Source organism: Cellulomonas soli (genome assembly GCF_013409305.1).
Classification (GTDB): Bacteria; Actinomycetota; Actinomycetes; order Actinomycetales; family Cellulomonadaceae; genus Cellulomonas; species Cellulomonas soli.
The window spans coordinates 4,139,673-4,161,897 of sequence record NZ_JACBZJ010000001.1 but is presented as its reverse complement, the minus strand read 5'-3'; the positions used below and the strand labels follow the sequence as shown (position 1 = coordinate 4,161,897).

The 22,225-nt window shown below is 73.1% G+C and carries 19 protein-coding genes; 15 read left to right on the top strand and 4 right to left on the bottom strand.

Annotated elements, in window-relative coordinates; genetic code table 11:
- Nucleotides 1-40 precede the first annotated feature (40 nt).
- Both BKA22_RS18935 and BKA22_RS18930 read left to right on the top strand, forming a co-directional pair.
- Complete coding sequence (locus BKA22_RS18935; RefSeq protein WP_146952283.1) at nt 41-2,263, top strand: polyribonucleotide nucleotidyltransferase; 2,223 nt, start codon at nt 41-43, stop codon at nt 2,261-2,263.
- Nucleotide 2,264: 1 nt separating this feature from the next.
- On the top strand, nt 2,265-3,611 hold the full coding sequence (locus BKA22_RS18930) for a M16 family metallopeptidase (protein WP_146952284.1): 1,347 nt from the start codon (nt 2,265-2,267) through the stop codon (nt 3,609-3,611).
- Nucleotides 3,612-3,680: 69 nt separating this feature from the next.
- On the opposite strand, the gene BKA22_RS18925 is transcribed toward BKA22_RS18930, so the two are convergent.
- Complete coding sequence (locus tag BKA22_RS18925) at nt 3,681-4,958, bottom strand: EAL domain-containing protein (RefSeq protein WP_146952285.1); 1,278 nt, start codon at nt 4,956-4,958, stop codon at nt 3,681-3,683.
- A 184-nt stretch (nt 4,959-5,142) separates the two neighbouring features.
- Between BKA22_RS18925 and BKA22_RS18920 the strand changes: the two genes are divergently transcribed.
- From BKA22_RS18920 to BKA22_RS18890, 7 genes are all read left to right on the top strand, one after another.
- Nucleotides 5,143-6,006 (top strand): trypsin-like serine peptidase, encoded by an 864-nt coding sequence (locus BKA22_RS18920; RefSeq protein WP_146952286.1) that lies wholly within the window; start codon nt 5,143-5,145, stop codon nt 6,004-6,006.
- Nucleotides 5,963-6,598 carry a hypothetical protein gene (locus BKA22_RS18915; protein WP_179561857.1) on the top strand — a complete coding sequence of 212 codons (636 nt, stop codon included), beginning with the start codon at nt 5,963-5,965 and terminating at the stop codon, nt 6,596-6,598. The genes BKA22_RS18920 and BKA22_RS18915 overlap by 44 nt, the downstream gene beginning before the upstream one ends.
- A gap of 91 nt (nt 6,599-6,689) precedes the next feature.
- Complete coding sequence (locus BKA22_RS18910) at nt 6,690-7,508, top strand: hypothetical protein (RefSeq protein ID WP_146952288.1); 819 nt, start codon at nt 6,690-6,692, stop codon at nt 7,506-7,508.
- Nucleotides 7,509-7,593: 85 nt separating this feature from the next.
- Nucleotides 7,594-8,316, top strand: a complete 723-nt coding sequence (locus BKA22_RS18905) for a TetR/AcrR family transcriptional regulator (protein WP_146952289.1) — start codon at nt 7,594-7,596, stop codon at nt 8,314-8,316.
- 6 nt (nt 8,317-8,322) lie between these two features.
- A complete protein-coding gene (locus BKA22_RS18900) occupies nt 8,323-9,282 on the top strand; it encodes a DUF5692 family protein (RefSeq protein ID WP_146952290.1) in 960 nt (319 codons plus the stop codon).
- 130 nt (nt 9,283-9,412) lie between these two features.
- Nucleotides 9,413-10,132, top strand: a complete 720-nt coding sequence (gene dapB / locus BKA22_RS18895; protein WP_218867581.1) for a 4-hydroxy-tetrahydrodipicolinate reductase — start codon at nt 9,413-9,415, stop codon at nt 10,130-10,132.
- Nucleotides 10,129-10,602, top strand: coding sequence for a hypothetical protein (locus BKA22_RS18890; protein ID WP_146952292.1), 474 nt, complete (start codon nt 10,129-10,131; stop codon nt 10,600-10,602). Before dapB ends, BKA22_RS18890 begins: the two co-directional genes overlap by 4 nt.
- 10 nt (nt 10,603-10,612) lie before the next feature.
- Here the strand turns inward: BKA22_RS18890 and BKA22_RS18885 are convergent, their stop codons facing one another.
- Nucleotides 10,613-11,176: a GNAT family N-acetyltransferase gene (locus BKA22_RS18885; protein ID WP_146952293.1), complete on the bottom strand. Its 564-nt coding sequence runs from the start codon at nt 11,174-11,176 to the stop codon at nt 10,613-10,615.
- A 106-nt stretch (nt 11,177-11,282) separates the two neighbouring features.
- Nucleotides 11,283-12,752: an NAD-dependent succinate-semialdehyde dehydrogenase gene (locus BKA22_RS18880; RefSeq protein ID WP_146952294.1), complete on the bottom strand. Its 1,470-nt coding sequence runs from the start codon at nt 12,750-12,752 to the stop codon at nt 11,283-11,285.
- Between the two features lie 70 nt (nt 12,753-12,822).
- Between BKA22_RS18880 and BKA22_RS18875 the strand changes: the two genes are divergently transcribed.
- The 5 genes from BKA22_RS18875 to BKA22_RS18855 all read left to right on the top strand — a co-directional run bounded on the left by BKA22_RS18875 (nt 12,823) and on the right by BKA22_RS18855 (nt 18,425).
- Nucleotides 12,823-13,641: a thymidylate synthase gene (locus BKA22_RS18875; protein WP_146952295.1), complete on the top strand. Its 819-nt coding sequence runs from the start codon at nt 12,823-12,825 to the stop codon at nt 13,639-13,641.
- Between the two features lie 159 nt (nt 13,642-13,800).
- Nucleotides 13,801-15,138 (top strand): methyl-accepting chemotaxis protein, encoded by a 1,338-nt coding sequence (locus BKA22_RS18870; RefSeq protein ID WP_146952296.1) that lies wholly within the window; start codon nt 13,801-13,803, stop codon nt 15,136-15,138.
- A 60-nt stretch (nt 15,139-15,198) separates the two neighbouring features.
- Nucleotides 15,199-15,714 (top strand): dihydrofolate reductase, encoded by a 516-nt coding sequence (locus tag BKA22_RS18865; RefSeq protein WP_146952297.1) that lies wholly within the window; start codon nt 15,199-15,201, stop codon nt 15,712-15,714.
- A 79-nt stretch (nt 15,715-15,793) separates the two neighbouring features.
- Nucleotides 15,794-16,711 (top strand): 4-hydroxy-tetrahydrodipicolinate synthase, encoded by a 918-nt coding sequence (dapA, locus tag BKA22_RS18860; protein ID WP_146952298.1) that lies wholly within the window; start codon nt 15,794-15,796, stop codon nt 16,709-16,711.
- A gap of 28 nt (nt 16,712-16,739) precedes the next feature.
- On the top strand, nt 16,740-18,425 hold the full coding sequence (locus BKA22_RS18855) for a ribonuclease J (protein WP_146952299.1): 1,686 nt from the start codon (nt 16,740-16,742) through the stop codon (nt 18,423-18,425).
- Here the strand turns inward: BKA22_RS18855 and BKA22_RS20460 are convergent.
- The gene (locus BKA22_RS20460; protein ID WP_146952300.1) at nt 18,400-19,347 is read right to left on the bottom strand and encodes a DMT family transporter; all 948 of its coding nucleotides are present in this window, start codon (nt 19,345-19,347) and stop codon (nt 18,400-18,402) included. The genes BKA22_RS18855 and BKA22_RS20460 overlap by 26 nt on opposite strands.
- Nucleotides 19,348-19,524: 177 nt before the next feature.
- Here BKA22_RS20460 and BKA22_RS18845 point away from each other — a divergent pair, with 177 nt between their 5' ends.
- Entirely contained in the window at nt 19,525-22,212 is a 2,688-nt protein-coding gene (locus BKA22_RS18845; protein WP_146952301.1) for an FtsK/SpoIIIE family DNA translocase, read from the top strand.
- Nucleotides 22,213-22,225 lie beyond the last annotated feature (13 nt).

The following is a 22,225-nucleotide window of genomic DNA, read 5'->3' as shown; positions in this document are numbered from 1 at the left end:
TGACCAGCGCCGGCGCCACTCGAGAACAAGGAGGGCACCCGTGGAGGGTCCCGAGATCCAGTTCGCCGAGGCCGTCATCGACAACGGCCGCTTCGGCACCCGCACCGTCCGCTTCGAGACCGGCCGTCTGGCCAAGCAGGCCGCCGGCTCCGCCGCCGCCTACCTCGACGGCGACACGATGCTGCTGTCGGCCACGACGGCCGGCAAGCACCCCAAGGACCAGTTCGACTTCTTCCCGCTGACGATCGACGTCGAGGAGCGGCAGTACGCCGCCGGCAAGATCCCCGGCTCGTTCTTCCGCCGTGAGGGTCGCCCGTCGACCGAGGCGATCCTCGCCTGCCGGCTCGTCGACCGCCCGCTGCGCCCCCTGTTCGTCAAGGGTCTGCGCAACGAGGTCCAGGTCGTCATCACCGTCCTGGCGATCCACCCGGACGACGCGTACGACGTGCTGGCGATCAACGCCGCGTCGATCTCGACGCAGCTGTCGGGCCTGCCGTTCTCCGGCCCGGTCGGTGGCGTGCGCATCGCGCTGATCGACGGCCAGTGGGTCGCGTTCCCGCGCTACTCCGAGCGCGAGCGCGCCACGTTCGACATGGTCGTCGCCGGCCGCGTCGTCGCTGACGACGTCGCGATCGCGATGATCGAGGCCGAGGCGCCCGAGAAGTCGTGGAACCTGATCCAGGAGGGTGCCACGGCGCCCACCGAGGAGATCGTCGCGCAGGGCCTCGAGGCGGCCAAGCCGTTCATCAAGGCCCTCGTCCAGGCGCAGGTCGAGCTCGCCTCGAAGGCCGCCAAGGAGACGCAGGTCTTCCCGACGTTCCCGGACTACCAGGACGACGCGTACGCCGCCGTCGAGGCCGCCTCGGCGACCGCCCTGGGCGAGGCCCTCTCGATCGCCGACAAGCAGACGCGCGAGAACCGTCTCGACGAGATCAAGGCCGAGGTCGTCGCCCAGCTCGCCGCCCAGTTCGAGGGCCGCGAGAAGGAGCTGTCCGCCGCGTACCGCTCGGTGCAGAAGAAGCTGATCCGTCAGCGCATCCTCACCGACGGCTTCCGCATCGACGGCCGTGGCCTGCGGGACATCCGCACGCTGTCGGCCGAGGTCGAGGTCCTGCCCCGCGTGCACGGCTCGGCCCTGTTCGAGCGCGGCGAGACCCAGATCCTGGGCGTCACCACGCTGAACATGCTGCGCATGGAGCAGCAGCTCGACACGCTCTCCCCGGAGACGCGCAAGCGCTACATGCACAACTACAACTTCCCGCCGTACTCGACCGGTGAGACGGGCCGCGTCGGCTCGCCGAAGCGTCGCGAGATCGGTCACGGCGCGCTGGCCGAGCGGGCGCTCATGCCCGTGCTGCCCAGCCGCGAGGAGTTCCCCTACGCGATCCGTCAGGTGTCCGAGGCTCTCGGCTCCAACGGCTCGACGTCCATGGGTTCGGTCTGCGCCTCGACCCTGTCGCTGCTCAACGCCGGTGTGCCGCTGCGCGCACCCGTCGCGGGCATCGCGATGGGCCTCGTCTCCGACACGGTGAACGGTGAGACCCGCTACGCGGCGCTGACCGACATCCTGGGGGCCGAGGACGCGTTCGGCGACATGGACTTCAAGGTCGCCGGCACGCGCGAGTTCGTCACGGCCATCCAGCTCGACACCAAGCTCGACGGCATCCCCGCCTCGGTGCTCGGCGGCGCGCTGACGCAGGCCAAGGAGGCCCGCCTGGCGATCCTCGACGTCATCGCCGAGGCGATCGACGTGCCCGACGAGATGAGCCCCAACGCTCCGCGCGTCATCACGGTGAAGGTCCCGGTCGACAAGATCGGCGAGGTCATCGGCCCGAAGGGCAAGATGATCAACCAGATCCAGGAGGAGACCGGCGCCGACATCTCGATCGAGGACGACGGCACGGTCTACATCGGCGCCACCGACGGTCCGTCGGCGGAGGCCGCGCGCGCGGCGGTCAACGCGATCGCCAACCCGCACATGCCCGAGATCGGGGAGCGCTTCGTCGGCACGGTCGTCAAGACCACGACGTTCGGTGCGTTCATCTCGCTCTCGCCGGGCAAGGACGGTCTGCTGCACATCTCGCAGATCCGCAAGCTCGTGGGCGGCAAGCGTGTCGACAACGTCGAGGACGTGCTGGCCATCGGCCAGAAGGTCCAGGTCGAGATCGGTGAGATCGACCCGCGCGGCAAGCTGTCGCTGCACGCGGTCGTCGAGGAGGGTGCGGCCGACGAGGCCTCCTCCGAGAAGCCGGCTGACGCCTGACGTGACCCTGGACCTCCCGCTGGTCGCACCCGGGCGACCGGGCAGCGAGCAGTCCGTCGGGCAGGACGGCGACGCGCACGTGCGTCGTTCCGTCCTGCCCGGCGGGGTCCGCGTGCTCACCGAGCACATGCCGGGCCTGCGCTCGGCCACCGTGGGCGCCTGGGTGGGTGTCGGCTCGCGTGACGAGTCCGACGGGCACCACGGCTCCACGCACTTCCTCGAGCACCTGCTGTTCAAGGGCACCGCGCGGCGCTCCGCGATGGACATCGCCGAGGCGTTCGACGCCGTCGGTGGTGAGGCCAACGCCGCCACCGGCAAGGAGCACACCTGCTACTACGCCCGTGTGCTCGACACCGACGCGCCCATGGCCGTCGACGTGATCGCTGACATGGTCACCTCCGCCCGGATCGACCCGGACGAGCTGGAGACCGAGCGCGGGGTCATCCTCGAAGAGCTCGCGATGAACGACGACGACCCGAGCGACGTCGTGCACGAGCAGTTCGCCGCCGCGGTCCTGGGGGAGCACCCCCTGGGTCGTCCGATCGGCGGCACCCCCGACACGATCCGCGCGGTGCCGCGCGAGGCCGTGTGGGCGCACTATCGCGAGCACTACCGTCCTGGCACGCTCGTCGTGACGGCCGCCGGCGGGATCGACCACGACGCGCTGTGCGCGCAGGTCACGCAGGCGCTGGCCGACGGTGGCTGGGCGCTCGACCCCGAGGCGGCCCCCACCGGGCGGCGCACCGTCGCGACCAGGGCGCTGTCGCCCGGCACCGACGGGCTGCCCGCGCAGGGCGTCGAGGTGACGTTGCGTCGGTCGACCGAGCAGGCGAACGTCATCATCGGCTGCACGGCGCTGACCGCCACCGACCCGCGACGGTTCACGCTCTCCGTGCTGAACGCCGTGCTCGGCGGGGGCATGTCCTCACGCCTCTTCCAGGAGATCCGCGAGAAGCGCGGCCTGGCGTACTCCACGTACTCCTTCGCCTCGGGCCACGCCGAGACCGGCACCTTCGGGCTCTACGCCGGCTGCACGCCGACGCGCATCGACGAGGTCGAGGCGCTGCTGGCCGCCGAGTGGGAGCGTCTGGCGGACTCGGGGATCACCGCCGCCGAGCTCGAGCGCAGCATCGGCCAGCTCTCAGGCGGGCTCGTCCTGGGCATGGAGGACACGGGTTCGCGGATGAGTCGGCTCGGCAAGGCCGAGCTGGTGCACGGGGAGCTGCTGAGCCTCGACGAGTCGCTCGAGCGGATCCGCGCGGTCACGGCTGCGCAGGTCCAGGAGCTCGCCGCCGAGCTTGCCGGGCTGCCTCGGTCCGTCGTCCGGATCGGCCCCCTCGGCGACTGAACCCTCGTCTGCCCGGCTCGGCTGCCGGCTGTTCCGGCAGAGGGATCGGGCGACGCGTGAGCCGAGGCGTCAGCCGACGAACCGCGTGATGGCGTCGGCGGACATCGGCCGGGCGAGCAGGTATCCCTGGACGTAGCCGACGCCGCTGCGTCGGACCGCGTCGAGCTGGCTCTGCTCCTCGACGCCCTCGGCGACGACCTCCAGGCCGCGCTCGCGCGCCACCCGCAGCACGGCCTGCACGATGTGCGCGTCGACGACGTCCTCGGCCATCCCGATGACGATCGAACGGTCGATCTTGAGCACGTCCAGCGGGAGCCGGCTCATGTGTCGCAGCGTCGAGAGCGTCGCCCCGAGGTCGTCGAGCGCGATCTGGACGCCGGCCGCCCGCAGCCCGTGCAGCGCCGGGCCGGCGCGGTGCAGGTCGTCGAGGCTCGCGCACTCGGACAGCTCCAGCCGCACGGCCGACGCCGGGGCGCGGACGGCGTCGAGGACCGCGAGCACGCGCGACTCGAGGTCGGGTGCGGCCAGGCTCGTGGGGGCGAGGTTGACGTGCACCGTACGGGGCGCGCGCGGACCGAGCACCGCGTGCCACCGCGCCCAGGCACGGCAGGCCTCGCCGAGCACCCACAGGTCGAGCTCGAGCGCGGCACCGGCCTCGGCCGCCTCGGCCAGGGCCGGGCCCGGGGCACCGAGCTCGTCGTCGGCCTGCCGCGTGCGCAGGAGGGCCTCCACGGACTCCAGCCGTCCGCTGCCCGCGGCGACGATCGGCTGGTACACCACGGCGAGCGTGGCCGTGGGGAGCAGGTAGGGGTGGCGCGGTCGCAGGACCTCGCCCCGAGTGCCCGACCCGACGGACGTGCGGGCCGCGCCGCGGTCCAGGATGGACGGCGTGGAGGGCGTGGACGGTGTGGTCCGTGGCTCGACGAGCGCGGCCAGGGCTGCCATGACGACGCGCGGTGCCAGCACGCCCACCGGGTGGCCGCCCTGCGTCACGAGGAGGTCCGCGTAGTAGGCGCCGGCGCTCGTCAGGACGCGGGCCGCGACGGTGACGCTGTCGTCGACGTCGACGCACGGGGCGTCCCACCGGGTCAGGCGTCCGACCGGGAGCCGGGACCAGGTCCCGTGGCCGGGACCGGGGCCGGCGGCGGTGGCGGCGACGAACGACTCGCGGGACACCAGGCCGTGCCGCGTGTCGGGATGGCGCGCACGGACGAGCACCGAGCTCGCTGTCCACCCGGTGTGCCAGCCCTGCTCCAGGGCCGAGCAGGGCGTGTCGGGATCGAGCACGACCGTCGGCTCCATGAGGTCGCCCACGCGCGGCGGCGCTGCCGGGGGTGCGGTGGTCACGAGGGGCACATCCCGTCCATCGGCACATGCGGGCCAGTTCTCAGGAGTGTCACCGGTGTTCCTTCGATGTTCTCCCAGGTCCCGGACCCTGTGGGTTGCCAGCGGGCGGCCGGTGTCCCGGCGGGCGGGCCGTCGCCGTCGGCGATAGGTTCCCCACGACCTCGAGGCGAGGAGGACGGGACCGATGGCCGCCAGACGGACGCTGCGCACGCTCGCCCTGCTCGCCGTCGCCATGGTGCTGACGACGGCCGCCTGCACCTCGAACCCGGACCCCGGCCCGACGGCGCCCGTGACGATCCCGCCGCCGGAGCAGACCCACCGGGACCTGCCGGCGCCCGCCGACCCGCTGCCGCTGTCCGACGCGGCCGCGTGGTCGGGCGTCGGCCAGCTCCGGCTCGCAGGTCAGTGCACGGCGACGCTCCTGGACACCGGGGTGCCTGCCGGGCCCGCGTACGTGCTGACCAACGGGCACTGCGCGGGCGGGTGGGGCTCCCATCCCGGGTACGTCCTGGTCGATGGCGACGCCGAGGACGCCGGCTCGGTCGCGTTCGGGCTCGTCGCCGGTGCCGCACCGGGGCCCGTGCTCGACGTCGTCGCGGTCCCGTACGCGACGATGTCCCGGTACGACCTCGCTGTCGTGCAGCTGGCCGGCACGCTCGCGGACGCGCAGGGGCAGGGGCTGCGTGCACTGCCCCTGGTGACGTCGGCGCCGCGGACGGGCGACCAGGTGGTCAACGTCGGCGTCCCCGTGCGCGAGCTCGCGGAGCAGGACTGGGTGCTGCGGACGGGCACGTGCACGCTGGGGGAGCCGGTCGACCTGCTCGAGAGCGAGTGGTGCTGTGGTCGCGGTCATCAACACCACGACGTACGGCGGGTTCGTGCGTGGCGGCCTGTGCGCGATCAACAACCCGTGCGAGGTCCGCGACGACGGTGTCGAGGTCGTGCCGGACCGCAGCTACGCGGTGCCGATCGAGGGTGTGGCGTCCTGCTTCGGGGCCGACGGCGTGTTCGTCCTCGCGGGGGGCTGCCCGCTGCCGCGCCCGCCTGACGTCGCTGCGAGCGCGTTCCCGTCGGTGTTCTCCCTCGACGACGTGCGGGCCGGCTCGGCCGGGGCCGAGGTGGTCCTGACCGCCGACGTGGCGGCGCGCGCCCGGTACGGGCTCGTGCCGGTCGGCGACGGCGCCGGCTGCGCGGACGAGGCCGTCTACACCGGCACGGTCCTGGTGCAGGCGGCGGACGTCGCGGGTGACGGTCTCGTGCAGGCGACGACCGTCCCGGTCGACCTGCCTGCGGTCGAGGGTCGTTCGTGGTGGTGCGTGACGACCGGTAGCGCCGCGCAGGCCACGGGCGTGCTGCTCGAGGTCGACGGCACCCCGCCCGTGTTCGCACCGGGGATCACGGTCGAGGACCTGGGTGACGCGTTGTGGGTGACGCCGGCGTTCGCCGTGCCCGAGCTCGCCGACAGCCTGGTCAAGGTCGGCCCGGTCGGGTCGACCGACTGCGCGGACGAGTCCGGCTACGGTCGCGTCCTGCAGGTGTCGGTGACGATCGACCACGGCGACCTGCCCGTGACGTTCTGCGTGCTGAGCTCGGATGCGGCCGGGAACAGGGCGCCGCCGGCGCAGTTCACGATCCGCTGACGGCACCGACCCGCGCGACCCGGGGGTCCGAGCGGGTGGGATATGGCCTGTTTTGGTGCGGTTCGCCGGGATCGGGCGCGATCATGGAGCCATGGCCCTCGTCGAGTACCACCACGTCGTGACCCCCGCGTCGATCCGCGACGTCGTCGAGCACCTCTGGGTTGTCCGGCACGGCGAGGGGGAGCCCGAGCACGAGGTGCTGCTCCCGGACGGTCGTGGGTGCGTGGTGGTCGCGGCGGGGGAGCCGGGTCGCCGCGTGGACGCCCTGACCGGCCAGGTCTCGCTCGATCGTGGCGGTGTGCGGGGGATCGCGACCCGCCCGGTGGTGCGGACCCAGTCGGGTCCGTCGGTGCGTGTGGGTGCCCAGCTCACGCCGTGGGGTCTGGCGCGGCTCTCGCCGCACGCGCTGCTGGTCGACGCAGTGGCCCCGGTGGCGACGTTGCTCGGGGGCCCGGCTGTCGAGGCGTGCGCCCTGGCTGCGGACCGCGGGGACGACGCCGGGGCCGTTGGTCTGCTGGCGGACGCGCTGGCGACCGCGGCACGGTTCGAGGACCCCGAGCTGGAGCTTCTGGTGCCCGTGCTGCAGGGCATCGACGCCCAGCGGGGTCTGGTCCGTGCTGCCGACGTCGCGCGCACGGCCCGCGTCCCCGTGCCGCAGCTGCACGCGTGGACGTCACGTCACCTGGGGGTCGAGCCTGCGGTGTACCTGGCCGCCGTGCGGTTCTCGGCCTTCGTGCGTGAGGCCGTCGGCCCGGGGCCCGTCCGGCCGCACGACGCGCTCGCGGCCATCCGCTGGTACGTGCAGGCCGGCTACCCGCCGCGTGAGGTCGAGCGGTTCACCGGGCACCGACCGGTCGAGCTGCGGCGCATCGAGCAGGGCATCGCCGCGGCCCTGGCGCCCGTCGCCTGAGCGGGATCCGCCCCGTATTGACGATGTGTCAATAGACGGCGTACCGTCGTGGACGTCAGACGACCCCACGACGACGAGGTGCGCGATGGAGCCACGAACGGCCCCGGCGGCGACGACCCCGGCCCGGGCAGGAGGCCGTGCGCGGCGCACGGTCCTGCCGCCCGAGGTCCGGCGCGATGCGATCGTCGACGCGGCGCACGCGGTCTTCGCGGAGAAGGGCATCGCCCGCACGACGACCTCCGACATCGCCCGTGCCGCCGGCGTCACCCGCGGCCTCGTCTACCACTACTTCCCGGAGACCGAGCAGATCGTCGACGCCGTGCTCGACCGCTACGTCGCCGGGTTCGCAGCCTCCGTCCGCGAGTGGGACGCCCGGCGGCAGACCGGACGCATCGAGGACGCGCTGCGCGACATCATGGTGCTCTTCCGCAACCACCTCGCCGCCCGGGACCCGCTGCGCGTGGACCTGCTGAGCGTCGACAACGCCGCGCTCTACCGCCGGTACGTCGACCGCGCCGTCGAGGCCGTCGTCGACGCCCTGCAGGTCACGACCGTCGAGGCGTACGCCCGCCGGCACCGCATCGAGATCGTGCACGTGCGCGAGACGTTCGTGGTGCTCGTGCACGGCCTGCTCGGGCTCGTGCGGACCCATCCGGACACGCCCGAGCACGTGCTGGCGGCGATCACCCGCCAGACGCTCCACCTGGACGCCGGCCCCGAACCCCTGCCGGCACCGCAGACCGAACCCGCCTCGGACGAGGCACCTACCGGCGACCGTGAACACGGCCGTCCGACCCCGAAGGAGTGAGTGACCGTGTTCCTGTTCGATTCGATCCCGTGGTACTCGGCGTTGATGTGGTGCGTCGTGCTGGCCGGCCTGATCGGGCTGAACGAGGTGACGCGGCGCTGGCGGGCCGCCGGCCTCGCGTTCTTCGTCCTGCTGCCGCTCGTCCTGACGATCTTCGTGTGGCCGACGACCGCCGGCCCCGACTCCAGCACGGGCACCTGGTTCCACTGGGTCAAGGTCTACTCCGCGCTCGCCGGCTGCCTCGGCTTCATGGCGCTGCGCTACCACCCGAACCTGGCCGCCAAGCGCTGGGCCCTGGTGTTCCCGCCGCTGATCCTGGCGCTGAACATCGCCGAGGCCGTCATCCGTGACTTCCAGGTCGGCGGGATGACCGAAGGCATGCACGACGGCGTCTACATGATCGGTGGCGCCTGGAACTACATGAACGGCATCGCCGGCATCATCAACCTGGTCACGATCTGCGGCTGGGCGGGCATCTTCATCGGCCGCTCGAAGTCGAAGGACATGATCTGGCCGGACATGCTCTGGTTCTGGATCGTCGCCTACGACCTGTGGAACTTCGCCTACGTCTACAACGCGGTCGGCGACCACTCCTTCTACGCCGGTGCGGCCCTGCTGATCTCGTGCACGATCCCCGCGTTCTGGCTGAAGAAGGGCGCCTGGCTGCAGCACCGGGCGCACACGCTCGCGCTGTGGATGATGTTCACGATGGCCGTCCCGACGTTCGTCACCGACTCCACGTTCTCGGTGCAGTCCTCGCACGACCCCGCCGCGCTGTTCACGGTCAGCGCGCTCTCGCTCGCGGCCAACGTCGCGGTGCTCGTCTACCAGGTGCGCACGATCGCCCGGAAGCGGCGCAACCCGCTCACCGGCACCGAGCTCTTCGAGCACCTGCCGCAGTACCAGCAGGTCGTCGCCGCAGAGAAGCCCGTCCCGAGCCAGGAGCCGGTGGGCGCGACCGCCTGAGCGCGGCAGGAAGGTCCGTCGACGAGGCCGCGGGAGCCAGGACGCTCCCGCGGCCTCGCCCGTGCGAAGGGCTAAGGTGCGAGCCGTGACCGAACGACTGAAGGTGGCCGTGCTGGGCGCGGCGGGCCGCATGGGCAGGACCGTGGTGGAGGCGGTGGAGTCGGCCGAGGACCTCGAGCTCGTCGCCCGCGTCGACGCCGACGGGGACCTGAGCGCCGTGACCGACGCCGGGGCGCAGGTGGCCGTGGACTTCACCGTCCCGTCCGTGACCGAGGCCAACGTCCACACGCTCGTGGACGCCGGCGTGCACGTCGTGGTCGGCACCACCGGGTGGGACGACGCCGCGCTCGGGCGCGTCCGCGACCACCTCGTGCACGCCCCCGCGGTCGGCGTCCTCGTCGCCCCGAACTTCGCGCTCGGTGCCGTGCTCACCATGGCGTTCGCCGCACAGGCCGCGCGCTGGTTCGAGTCGGTCGAGGTCGTCGAGCTGCACCACCCCGACAAGGTCGACGCGCCGTCGGGCACCGCCCGGCACACCGCCGCGGGCATCGCCGCGGCCCGCGCCGCAGCCGGCGTCGGTCCCAGCCCGGACGCAACCAGCCAGCAGATCGAGGGTGCACGCGGCGCGGACGTCGACGGCGTCCGGGTGCACGCGGTGCGGCTGCGCGGGCTGGTGGCCCACGAAGAGGTGCTGCTGGGCAACCCCGGCGAGATGCTCACGATCCGGCACGACTCGTTCGACCGCATCAGCTTCATGCCCGGCGTGCTGCTCGGCGTCCGTCAGGTGGCCCGGCACCCCGGCCTGACCGTCGGGCTGGAGCACCTGCTCGACCTCGGGGGCCGGCGATGAGCGTCCGGGGCGGCGCGCGCCGCACCTCCCTGGTCGCCGCGGTCGTCCTGACGGCGCTGCTGGCGATCTACCTGTTCGTGGTGGCCACCCGCGCGACCGCGCTGATCCGCACCGGCGAGCCGGTGGGCATCGTGCTCGGCATCGCGTTCTGGGTGCTCCCGCTGCTCGTCCTCGGCCTCGTCGCCAAGGAGTGGCGGCTCGCGATCGACGTGCAGCGGATGGCCGACGAGCTGGCCGACGAGGGCCGGCTGCCGGTCGACGACCTGCCCCGCTCGCCGGGCGGACGCATCGACAGGGCCGTGGCGACCGAGGCGTTCGACGAGGCGCGTCGTCGCGCCGAGGCCGAGCCGGATGCCTGGTCCTCCTGGTACCTGCTGGCGTTCGCCTACGACGCAGCGGGAGACCGTCGCCGGGCCCGGGAGTCGCTGCGGACCGCGAGCCGGCTGCACCGCTCCGCCGTGGCCGGCTGAGCCTGCCGCCTCAGATCGCGGCGTACCAGCGTCGTTCGAGCACCACGAGCTGCGCGCCGTCGGCATCCGTGCCCGTCGCGAGCTCCCGCACCGCCTCGTCCGGTCCGAGCCCGGCGCCGGACAGGAATCGCGCACGCGCGTCGTCGCCGTCCAGCACCCAGGTGTGGACCTGGTCGGCGCCGTCCTCACGCAGCAGGTCGACGGCGGCCGCGAGCAGACGTGAACCGTGCCCGCCGCGCTGGTGCGCCGGGTCGACCTCGAGGGCCAGCAGCACCCCGCCGGGTGCGGCCAGCGGGGTGTGCTCGGCGGCGGGCACCGGGGCCACGGACACGAGCCCGACGACCGTCGCACCCTGGCACGCGACCAGCACCCGGTAGCCGCGGCCGGGCGGGGTGCCGATGGCGGACGCCCACTGCGCGGCCATCGCGTCCTCGTCCAGGCGCTCCAGCGCGCCGGCGAGCACCTGGGCGTGTGCCGCACGCCACGAGGCGAGCTGCACCCGGGCGATCGCGCGCTCGTCGCCGGGCACCGCCGGTCGGACCGAGACGTCAGCCGGTGTGTCGAACAGCGCCACGGGTCCTCCAGGGGTCGGGCCGGACGGCCCCGGGGCGGGGACGGCCGCGCCCGGCGAGGCTACCAACCGGGGAGGTCGGGCCGCGCAGAGGGCCTTCGGGGGGCCCTCAGAGCGCGACGTACACCGGGTCGAGGTACTCCTCGATCCCCAGCTCGCCGCCCTCACGCCCCAGGCCGGACTGCTTGAGACCGCCGAACGGGGCCGTCGCGTCGGAGACCATGCCGCGGTTGATGCCGATCATCCCGGCCTCGACGCTCTCCGCGAGCCGCATGACGCGCCCGACGTCCCGCGTGAACGCGTACGCCACGAGCCCGAAGTCGGAGCCGTTCGCCAGCGCGACCGCCTCGTCCTCCGAGCCGAACGGCACGATCGGGGCGACCGGCCCGAACGTCTCCTCCGAGACCACCCGCAGGTCCGGTGTCACACCCTCCAGCACGGTCGGGGCGTAGAAGTACCCGCGGCGCGCCGGCCGGGTGCCGCCCGTGCGCACCACCGCGCCGGCGTCGACCGCCTCGGCCACGACGGTCTCGACGTGCGTCACCGCCGGCTGCTCGATCAACGGTCCGACCGTCGTCCCCGGCTCGGCGCCGTGCCCGACGACGAGCTGCTCGAACGCCGCCGTGAGCCGGTCCGCGAACTCCCCGGCGACCGCGTGGTGCACCAGGAACCGGTTGGCGGCCACGCAGGTCTGCCCGGCGTTGCGCATCTTCGCCTGCACCGCCCCGATCACGGCGGCGTCCAGGTCGGCGTCCTCGAAGACGAGGAACGGCGCGTTGCCGCCCAGCTCCATCGACGTGCGAAGGATGCCGTCGGCCGCGCTCTTGAGCAGCAGACGACCGACCTCGGTCGACCCGGTGAACGACAGCTTGCGCAGCCGCGGGTCGGCCAGCAGCGGCCCGGACACCGACCGCGCCGACGAGGAGGGCACGACGTTGATCACCCCGGTGGGCAGGCCCCGGTCGGCGAGCTCCTCGCGGATGATCTCGGCCACGTAGGCCGTGGTCAACGGGGTCAGCTGCGCAGGCTTGACCACGACGGGGCAGCCGGCGGCCAGCGCGGGCGCGACCTTGCGGGCGATCATCGCGATCGGGAAGTTCCACGGCGTGATCAGCAGCGCCGGACCCACAGGACGGCGCAGCACCAGCTGGTGGTTCCCCCCGGACGGTGCCCGCCGAGCGAGCCCGTCGAAGCGCACGGCCTGCTCGGCGTACCAGCGCACGTACTCGGCGGCGTACGCGACCTCCGCCCGGGACTCGGCCAGCGGCTTGCCGCCCTCGGCGGTGACGATCGCCGCGATGTCCTCGGTGCGTGCCACCAGCGTCTCGAACACGGCGCGCAGCAGCTCCGAGCGCACGCGCGGTGCGGTCGCACGCCAGGCGGGGAACGCCTCGTGCGCCGCGGTGAGCGCGTCGAGCGCGTCCTGCTCGCCGCCGTCGGCCACGTCGAACAGGACCTCCGTGGTGGCCGGGTCGGCGACCTCGAACGTGCGGCCGCTGCGCGCGGGGCGCCACGACCCGTCGATGAGGACCCCGGTGGGTACGTGGGCGGCGACGGTCGGCGGCAGCGCGGTGGTCATCGTCACAGTGTGGGTCCCGAGCAGCACCGGCGCAGCCCGTTCTCGGCAGCTGGGTGCCTACGATGCGTGCATGACGGACGCGCCGGTGACCCCCCTCGCCACGCCCTACGAGGACCTGCTGCGCCACGTGCTGGCGAACGGGACCCCCAAGGCGGACCGCACCGGGACGGGCACGCGCAGCGTCTTCGGCCACCAGATGCGCTTCGACCTGTCGGCCGGCTTCCCGCTCGTGACCACCAAGCGTGTCCACCTGCGCTCGATCGCCTACGAGCTGCTGTGGTTCCTGCGCGGGGAGTCCAACGTGCGCTGGCTGCAGGAGCACGGGGTGACCATCTGGGACGAGTGGGCCGACCCCGACGGCGAGCTCGGCCCCGTCTACGGCGTGCAGTGGCGTTCGTGGCCGACGCCCGACGGCCGGCACCTCGACCAGATCACCCAGGTCGTCGAGGACCTGCGCCGCGACCCCGACTCGCGGCGGTTGATCGTCTCGGCGTGGAACGTGGCGGACATCCCGTCGATGGCGCTCGCGCCGTGCCACGCGTTCTTCCAGTTCTACGTGGCCGACGGCCGGCTCTCCTGCCAGCTGTACCAGCGCTCGGCGGACCTGTTCCTCGGGGTGCCGTTCAACATCGCCTCCTACGCCCTGCTCACGCACATGGTCGCCCAGCAGGTCGGGCTCGAGGTCGGGGACTTCGTCTGGACGGGCGGCGACTGCCACATCTACGACAATCACGTCGAGCAGGTCACCGAGCAGCTCACCCGCGAGCCGTTCCCGGCCCCCACGCTCCGGCTGCGCAAGGCCGCCACGATCCTGGACTACGTGTACGAGGACATCGAGGTGCTCGACTACCGGCACCACCCGGCGATCAAGGCGCCGGTCGCCGTCTGACGCGACCGCTCCAGCGGGCCTGCTGGCCCGCTGACGGGCGAGCCGTCGGCGGGTGAACTGCTGACGGTCGACGCGCGGGCCGTCGCGGGCGCCTCAGTGCCGCGCGGAGCCTGCCGATGGGCCGGTCGACCACCGACGTGCGACGAACGTGAGCCCTCCATGAGCCTGGCCAGCCGGCTGCCCCGCGGTGCCACCCTGACCGACGCCTCCTTCGAGGCCCGTCACCGGATCGTCCAGGGCTTCGTCTGGCTCAACGTCCCGGTCCTGGCACTCATCGGGTTCGTCTTCTCGGGCGAGCCCGCGCTGCACGTCGCGGCCATCATGGCGGCGATCGTGGGCCTGGCGGTCGCAGGCCGAGTCGTGGCCTCCGCCGGTCTGCGTGCCGACGTGACGTCGATGGCGCTCATGGGGTGCTCGTACGCTGCGATCCACTTCAGCGGGGGACGCCTGGACTCGCACTTCCACCTGTTCGTCTCGCTCGTCTTCGTCGCGCTCTACCAGCGGTGGACCGCCCTGCTGACGGCCATCGTCACGGTCGTGCTGCACCACGCGGTGCTCGGTCTGCTCGCACCGGAGCACGTCTTCGGCATGGTCGGGGTCGCGCACGCCGGCCACGGCGGGGGCGCCGCCCTCACGACGGTGCTGCCCCTGGTCGGGCTGCACGCCGGGTTCGTGGTCATCGAGGTCGTGGCCATCCTGACCTGGTGGCACTTCGCCGAGCAGTCCGAGCGCGAGGTGCACGCGGCGCTGCAGGCGAACGCCGACGCCCGCGCTGCGGCCACCGAGGCGGCCGCCGCCGTCGAGGCCGACGCCCGGGCCGCCGAGCACGCACGCGCCGCGCGGCTGTCCGCCCTCATCGACTCGATCTCCGCGCAGGCGGACCGGATCAGCCGGCAGGCCATGAGCGCCGCCGAGGCCGTCGCCCAGATGGACGGCCAGATGACCGTGCTCACCCACGGTGCGCACGCCGTGGCCGAGCAGGCCGGGCGGGCGGCGTCGGCCGCGGAGGAGGGGCGTGGCGTCGCCGCGACCGCGCAGCAGCAGGTCACCCAGCTCGAGGTCGCCGCGAAGGAGATCGCCGAGGTCAACACGCTGATCACCGAGATCGCCGGCCAGACCAACCTGCTCGCGCTCAACGCGACGATCGAGGCCGCACGCGCAGGTGAAGCCGGCAAGGGGTTCGCCGTGGTCTCCGCCGAGGTCAAGGACCTCGCTCGCGAGACCACCAGCTCGGCGTCCTCGATCGCCGACCTGGTCACCCGGGTGCAGGCCGGCACCGACCAGGTCTCGGAGTCCATCCGCGCCACCGGCGCGGCGATCAGCGCGATCACGAGCGTGCAGGACCAGATCTCCCAGGCGGTCGCCGAGCAGGTCGCCGCGGCCGGCGTGGTCTCCGCCCGTCTCGACGAGGCGGCCGAGGCCGCGCGAGAGATCGCCGCGGGGGTCGACGCGCTGCGCGACTCCGCGCACGGTGCGCTCACGGATGTCGGGGCCTGAGACCCGCTCGTCCACGCCGCTGTGCCGACTGCCGCGGCAGGGGCCGGTAGGTTCTCGCACGTGACGATCGCGCTCATCTGGGCCCGCACCGCCGACGGGGTCATCGGTCGCGACGGCACGCTGCCGTGGCGGCTGCCCGAGGACCTGGCGCGGTTCCGGCGCCTGACGGACGGCTGCGCCGTCGTGATGGGCCGTACGACCTGGGAGTCCCTGCCCCCGCGCTTGCGCCCTCTGCCCGGGCGGCGCAACGTCGTGCTGACACGGTCGGCGGGGTACGAGGCTCCGGGTGCGGAGGTCGTCGGGAGCCTCGAGGAGGCCTGGGCGCTGGTCGGCGCGCACGACGAGGCCACCACGGTCTGGGTGGTCGGCGGGGGAGCGGTCTACGCGCAGGCGCTCCCGCTGGCGACCCGGGTCGAGGAGACCGTGGTCGACGTGGCGGTCGAAGGTGACACCTGGGCGCCCGTGCTCGACCCCGCGACGTGGACGTGCGAGGCGCAGGACCCGGCGACCGGGTGGCACGCCTCGGCACGCGACGGGCTGCGCCACCGGTTCGAGACCTGGCGTCGGACGGGCTGATCCCCGACGTCCCGGTGGCGACCCGGCCAGGGCACGGACCTGCACGTCGCGTCCCGACCTCGGGCGGTACCGTGACCCCATGCCGCACGTCACGTCGACCGTCCGCCCGTTCGGGTCGGTCCTCACCGCGATGGTCACCCCGATGGCAGCCGACGGCGACGTCGACCTCGACGCCGCGGTGGCCCTGGCCCGGCACCTCGTCGACCACGGTCACGACGGCCTGGTCCTGAACGGCACCACGGGTGAGGCCTCCACGACCCACGCGCCCGAGAAGGCCGAGCTGGTCGCGGCGGTCGTCGAGGCCGTGGGGGAGCGGGCCTACGTCGTGGCCGGTGCCGGCTCCAACGACACCGCGCACGCGGTCCGGATGGCCGCGCAGGCCGCCGAGGCCGGTGCGCACGGGCTCCTCGTCGTGGCCCCGTACTACTCGCGCCCGTCCCAGGACGGCGTGGCCCGGCACATCGAGGCCGTCGCCGACGCGACCGCGCTGCCGGTCATGCTCTACGACGTCCCCGGGCGCACCGGTGTGCGCATCCAGCCCGCCACCGTCGCCCGCCTCGCGCAGCACCCGCGCGTCGTGGCGGTCAAGGACGCCTCCGGCGACCTGTTCGGCGCGGCCCGGTCGATCGCCGCGACGGGCCTGGCCTGGTACTCCGGCGACGACGGCGCCTACCTCGCGCTGCTCGCGCACGGTGCGGCCGGCATCGTCTCGGTCGTCGGCCACGTGGCCGGGGCGCAGCTCGCCGCCGTGACACGCTCGTGGGACGCCGGCGACCACGCGGGCGCCCTGGCGACCTTCCGCACGATCATCCCCGCCATCGACGCGCTCAACGGGGCCGGCTTCCAGGCCGTCGCCGCGAAGGCTGCGTGCGAGGCGCTCGGCCTCATCCCCGGGCGGACCACCCGTCTGCCCCTGGTGCAGGCCACCGACGACGAGGTCGCGCAGATCCGTGACGGCCTGGAGGCCGCCGGGCTGCTCGACGTCGTGCCCCGCTGACCGACGCCGCAGCCTCCTGGAGAACTGAGTGAGTCATCCCCATCCCGAGCTGACGCTGCCGCCCACGCTGCCCGAGGGAGCGCTGCGAGTCGTGGCACTCGGCGGGCTCGGCGAGGTCGGCCGCAACATGTCCGTCCTCGAGTACGACGGTCGGCTGCTCGTCATCGACTGCGGCGTCCTGTTCCCGGAGGACCACCAGCCCGGGGTCGACCTGATCCTCCCCGACTTCGACTACATCCGTGACCGGCTCGAGGACATCGAGGCGATCATCCTCACCCACGGTCACGAGGACCACATCGGCGCGGTGCCGTACCTGCTGCGGCTGCGCGGCGACATCCCCGTGATCGGCTCGCAGCTGACGCTCGCGTTCGTCGAGGCCAAGCTCAAGGAGCACCGCATCGCCCCGTTGACCTTCACGGTCGCGGAGGGGCACACCGAGCAGCTCGGGCCGTTCTCCTGCGAGTTCGTCGCGGTCAACCACTCGATCCCGGACGCGCTCGCGGTCGCCGTGACCACCGGCGCGGGCACCGTGCTCAACACCGGCGACTTCAAGATGGACCAGCTGCCGCTCGACGGCCGGATCACCGACCTGCGTGCGTTCGCCCGCCTCGGCGAGAAGGGCGTCGACCTGTTCATGGTCGACTCCACGAACGCCGAGGTCCCCGGGTTCGTGGCCCCTGAACGTGGCATCGGCCCGGTGCTCGACTCGGTGTTCGCCGAGTCGCGCAAGCGGATCGTCGTGGCGTCGTTCGCCTCGCACGTGCACCGCGTGCAGCAGGTGCTCGACGCCGCGGCGTCGCACGACCGCAAGGTCGCGTTGGTGGGCCGGTCCATGGTGCGCAACATGGCGATCGCCGCCGAGCTGGGCTACCTCAAGGTCCCCGACGGCGTGCTCGTCGACGCGAAGAAGATCGACGACCTGCCCGACGACGAGGTCGTGCTCATGTGCACCGGCTCGCAGGGCGAGCCGATGGCCGCGCTGTCGCGGATCGCGAACAACGACCACAAGATCTCGGTCGGCCCGGGCGACACCGTGATCCTGGCCTCCTCGCTCATCCCGGGTAACGAGAACGCGGTGTACCGCGTGATCAACGGGCTGACCCGGCTGGGCGCCCGTGTCGTGCACTCGGGCAACGCCAAGGTGCACGTCTCCGGGCACGCGAGCGCCGGTGAGCTGCTCTACTGCTTCAACATCCTGCGTCCGCGCAACGTCATGCCGATCCACGGCGAGGTGCGTCACCTGGTGGCCGCGGGTGCGCTCGCGGTGCAGACGGGGGTGCCCGCGGACCGGGTCGTGCTGGCCGAGGACGGCGTCGTGATCGACCTCGTCGACGGTCGCGCGAGCGTCGTGGGGGCCGTGCCGTGCGGCTACGTCTACGTCGACGGGTCCAGCGTCGGCGGGATCACCGAGGCCGAGCTCAAGGACCGGCGCATCCTCGGCGACGAGGGCTTCGTGTCGATCTTCGCCGTGGTCAGCTCGGCCGACGGCAAGGTCCTGGCCGGCCCGCAGATCCACGCCCGCGGGTTCGCCGAGCAGGACGAGGTCTTCGAGGACATCCTGCCCGAGCTCACCGCGGCCCTCGAGGAGGCGGCCCGGTCGGGCTCGACCGACACCCACCAGCTGCAGCAGGTCATGCGCCGCGTCGTCGGACGTTGGGTGTCCAACCGGCTGCGTCGACGGCCGATGATCATCCCGGTGGTCGTCGAGGCATGACCGGTGCCGGCTCGTCCCGACCGATCTCGGGACGAGCCTCGACGTCCCGGGGCTCCTGCACGGGCTCGGGACGGCGCCGTGAGGCGGCCGCCGAACCGAGCAGGATGAGCGCGGCGGCGCCCACGACCCCCGGCGTGATCGCCTCGTCGAGGACGAGCGCACCGAGCGTGACGGCGACGACCGGGTTGAGGTAGGCGACGAGCGTCGACCGCGCAGCCCCGACCTCGGCGATCAGCGCGAAGAACAGCGTGAAGGCCAGCGCGGTGCACACCACGCCGAGGACCACGAGCGCGAGCACGGCCGACGCGGGTGGCACGGGGTGGGGGCCGGTCAGCGCGACGACGGGTGCGTACACGAGCGCGGCCAGCGCCAGGCACGCCGCGGTCAACGGCACGGTCGGCACCTCGCGCAACCAGCGGTCGGCGATCATCGGTGCGGTCGCGTAGCCCACGGCGGCGAGCAGGACCTGGGCGACCGCCCACGGGTCCCCGCCGGCGGCGCCAGGTCCCAGCAGCAGCGCCACGCCGCCCAGGCCCACGAGCAGCCCGACCCAGCGCGTCGTCCCGACCGGACGCCTGTCGCCCACGAGCCGGCCGAGGACGACCGCGCCGATCGGCACCGTGGCTACGAGCAGCCCCGTCGTCGAGCTCGACAGCGTCCGCTCGGCGTTGGACAGCAGGAGCCACGGGCCGACGATCTCGAGCACGGCGAAAGCCAGCGCGGGACGCCAGTGCGTGAGGACGACACGCAGCCCCCCGTGGCGGACGGCGAACGGCAGGAGCAGGACTGCACCCAGCCCGGTCCGGGTGAGCACGATCGCGGCGGGTGTCACGTCGGCCTCGACCGCGACCTTGATCAGCAGGTACGGGATCCCCCAGATCGCCCCGAGGGCGAGCAGGAGCGTCCAGCCGCGCCGGCTCACGGGCCGACCTCCGTCATGATCGTGCCGCCTGTCATGCGTCCCCCTCGATCGGCTCGGTGCTCATCGGCCCGGTGCTCGCCGGCCTACCGTGCCACCGGGCACCGACACGGCGGCGGACTCAGACACGCAGGCCCGGCGTCGGCGGTCCGGGGGACCGGTCCGGCTACCGTGAGGACCATGGCCACCCGCACGTCCTCACCCGCCAGCCGCAGCCGTGCCTCCGCAGGTGCCGGCACGCGCGGCACGGGTGCCGGTGCCCGGACGTCGGCGCCGCGCGGCTCGGCCCGCAAGCCCGCCGAGCCGCCACGGCCCGCGCTGCCGCTGCGGATCGTGCGGGGCATCTGGATGGGCGGGGCGCACCTCGTGGGCGGGACCGCGCGCAAGATGGGTCACGGCGCCCGCGACCTCGACCCGGCGCACCGCCGCGACGGTGCGGCCTTCACGCTGCTCGCCCTGTCGATCATCATCGCCGCGCGCGAGTGGTGGGACCTGTCCGGCACCGCCGGGAACGTCGTGCACGACGTCGTCGCGGGCACGTTCGGACGCGTCGGCGTGGCGGTGCCGGTGGTGCTGCTCGCCCTGGCCGTCCGACTCATGCGGCATCCCGACAGGGTGCAGGCCAACTCGCGCATCTCGATCGGGCTGTCCGCGATCACGCTCGCGGTGTGCGGGCTCGTGCACATCAGCCGGGGCCTGCCCTCGCCCTCCGACGGGTTCGCGCCGGTGCGGGCCGCGGGCGGGGTCGTCGGCTACCTGGTCGGCACGCCGCTTGAGAGCCTGCTGACGGCGGTCGTCGCCGTCCCGCTGCTCGTCCTGCTGGCCTTCTTCGGCGTGCTGGTCGTGACCGCGACACCCGTGCACCAGATCTGGCCGCGGCTGCGCGGCGCCTACGACCGGCTGACCGGCAACCACCGCGAGGAGGTCGTCGAGGACGAGGACGCGCCGCTGGTCATCCACGCGGGCCACTCGGCGCTGCCCGAGGTCGAACCCGCACCGCGGCGCAAGCGGCTCGGGCGCGGAAGGCGACCGCGTGGCGAGGGCGCCGACGAGGTGGTCGACACCACGCTCGAGGAGTACGTCGGCGACGAGGCCTTCCTGCGGGCCGCCCAGGTGGCGCACGACGACCTCGTCGCGCAGGAGAAGGCGGCCGCTGCCGCGCCTGCCGCGGTCACCGCGCCGACCGCCGTCGTGGCCGACAAGGACTCCACGCCGACGCGCACGCTGGCTCCGCCTGCGACGACCGGGGTCCCGCGGGGCGAGCAGCCGATGCTCGAGGGTGACGTGCTGTACACGTTGCCGACCGAGGACGTGCTGGCCAAGGGGGCCCCGCACAAGGTGCGCTCGGCGGCCAACGACCGGGTCGTCGAGGCGCTGACCACGGTGCTCGACCAGTTCGAGATCGACGCCCAGGTCACCGGCTTCACGCGCGGTCCGACGGTCACCCGGTACGAGGTCGAGCTCGGCCCGGCCGTCAAGGTCGAGCGCGTCACGCAGCTGAGCAAGAACATCGCCTACGCGGTCGCGTCGGCCGACGTGCGCATCCTGTCGCCGATCCCGGGCAAGTCCGCGATCGGCATCGAGATCCCCAACACGGACCGCGAGACGGTCTCGCTCGGCGACGTGCTGCGCTCGAGCGCAGCACGTCGCAGCGAGCACCCGATGGTCATCGGTGTCGGCAAGGACGTCGAGGGCGGCTACGTCACCGCGAACCTCGCCAAGATGCCGCACCTGCTCGTCGCGGGCGCCACGGGCGCGGGCAAGTCGAGCTTCGTGAACTCGATGATCGTCTCGATCCTCATGCGCTCGACGCCCGACGAGGTGCGGATGATCCTCGTCGACCCCAAGCGCGTCGAGCTCACGCTGTACGAGGGCATCCCGCACCTCATCACCCCGATCATCACCAACCCGAAGAAGGCCGCCGAGGCCCTCGAGTGGGTGGTCCGCGAGATGGAGGCCCGGTACGACGACCTGGCCATGTTCGGGTTCAAGCACATCGACGACTTCAACGCGGCCGTGCGGGCCGGCAAGGTGAAGCCGCTGGCCGGCTCCGAGCGCAAGATCGCGACGTACCCCTACCTGCTGGTCATCGTCGACGAGCTCGCCGACCTCATGATGGTCGCCCCGCGGGACGTCGAGGCGTCGATCCAGCGCATCACGCAGCTCGCACGCGCCGCGGGCATCCACCTGGTGCTGGCCACGCAGCGGCCGTCGGTCGACGTCGTGACGGGTCTGATCAAGGCCAACGTCCCCTCCCGGCTGGCGTTCGCCACGTCCTCGCTCACCGACTCGCGCGTCGTGCTCGACCAGCCCGGGGCCGAGAAGCTCATCGGTCAGGGCGACGCGCTGTTCCTGCCGATGGGCGCCGCCAAGCCGATGCGCACGCAGGGGGCCTGGGTCTCGGAGTCGGAGATCCACGCCGTCGTCGAGCACGTCAAGGGCCAGCTCAAGCCGAGCTACCGCCAGGACGTCGCGGTCGCCGCGGTGAAGAAGCAGGTGGACGACGACATCGGCGACGACCTCGACCTGCTGCTGCAGGCGGCCGAGCTCGTCGTCACGACGCAGTTCGGCTCCACCTCGATGCTGCAGCGCAAGCTCCGGGTCGGCTTCGCCAAGGCGGGGCGGCTCATGGACCTGCTCGAGTCGCGCGAGATCGTCGGACCTTCCGAGGGCTCGAAGGCCCGTGAGGTGCTGGTCCAGCCCGACGACCTGGCCGGCACGCTGGCGATGCTGCGCGGCGAGCCCGTCGAGGACCGGTACGCCTCGGACGACGGCGCGATGCCGGGCGACCCGCCGGTGGCCACCGACTACTTCGACGACGACGACGAGGGCGACGACGGCGGGCCACGGTCCGCCGGGCGGCGGTGACTTCAGGGCGGAC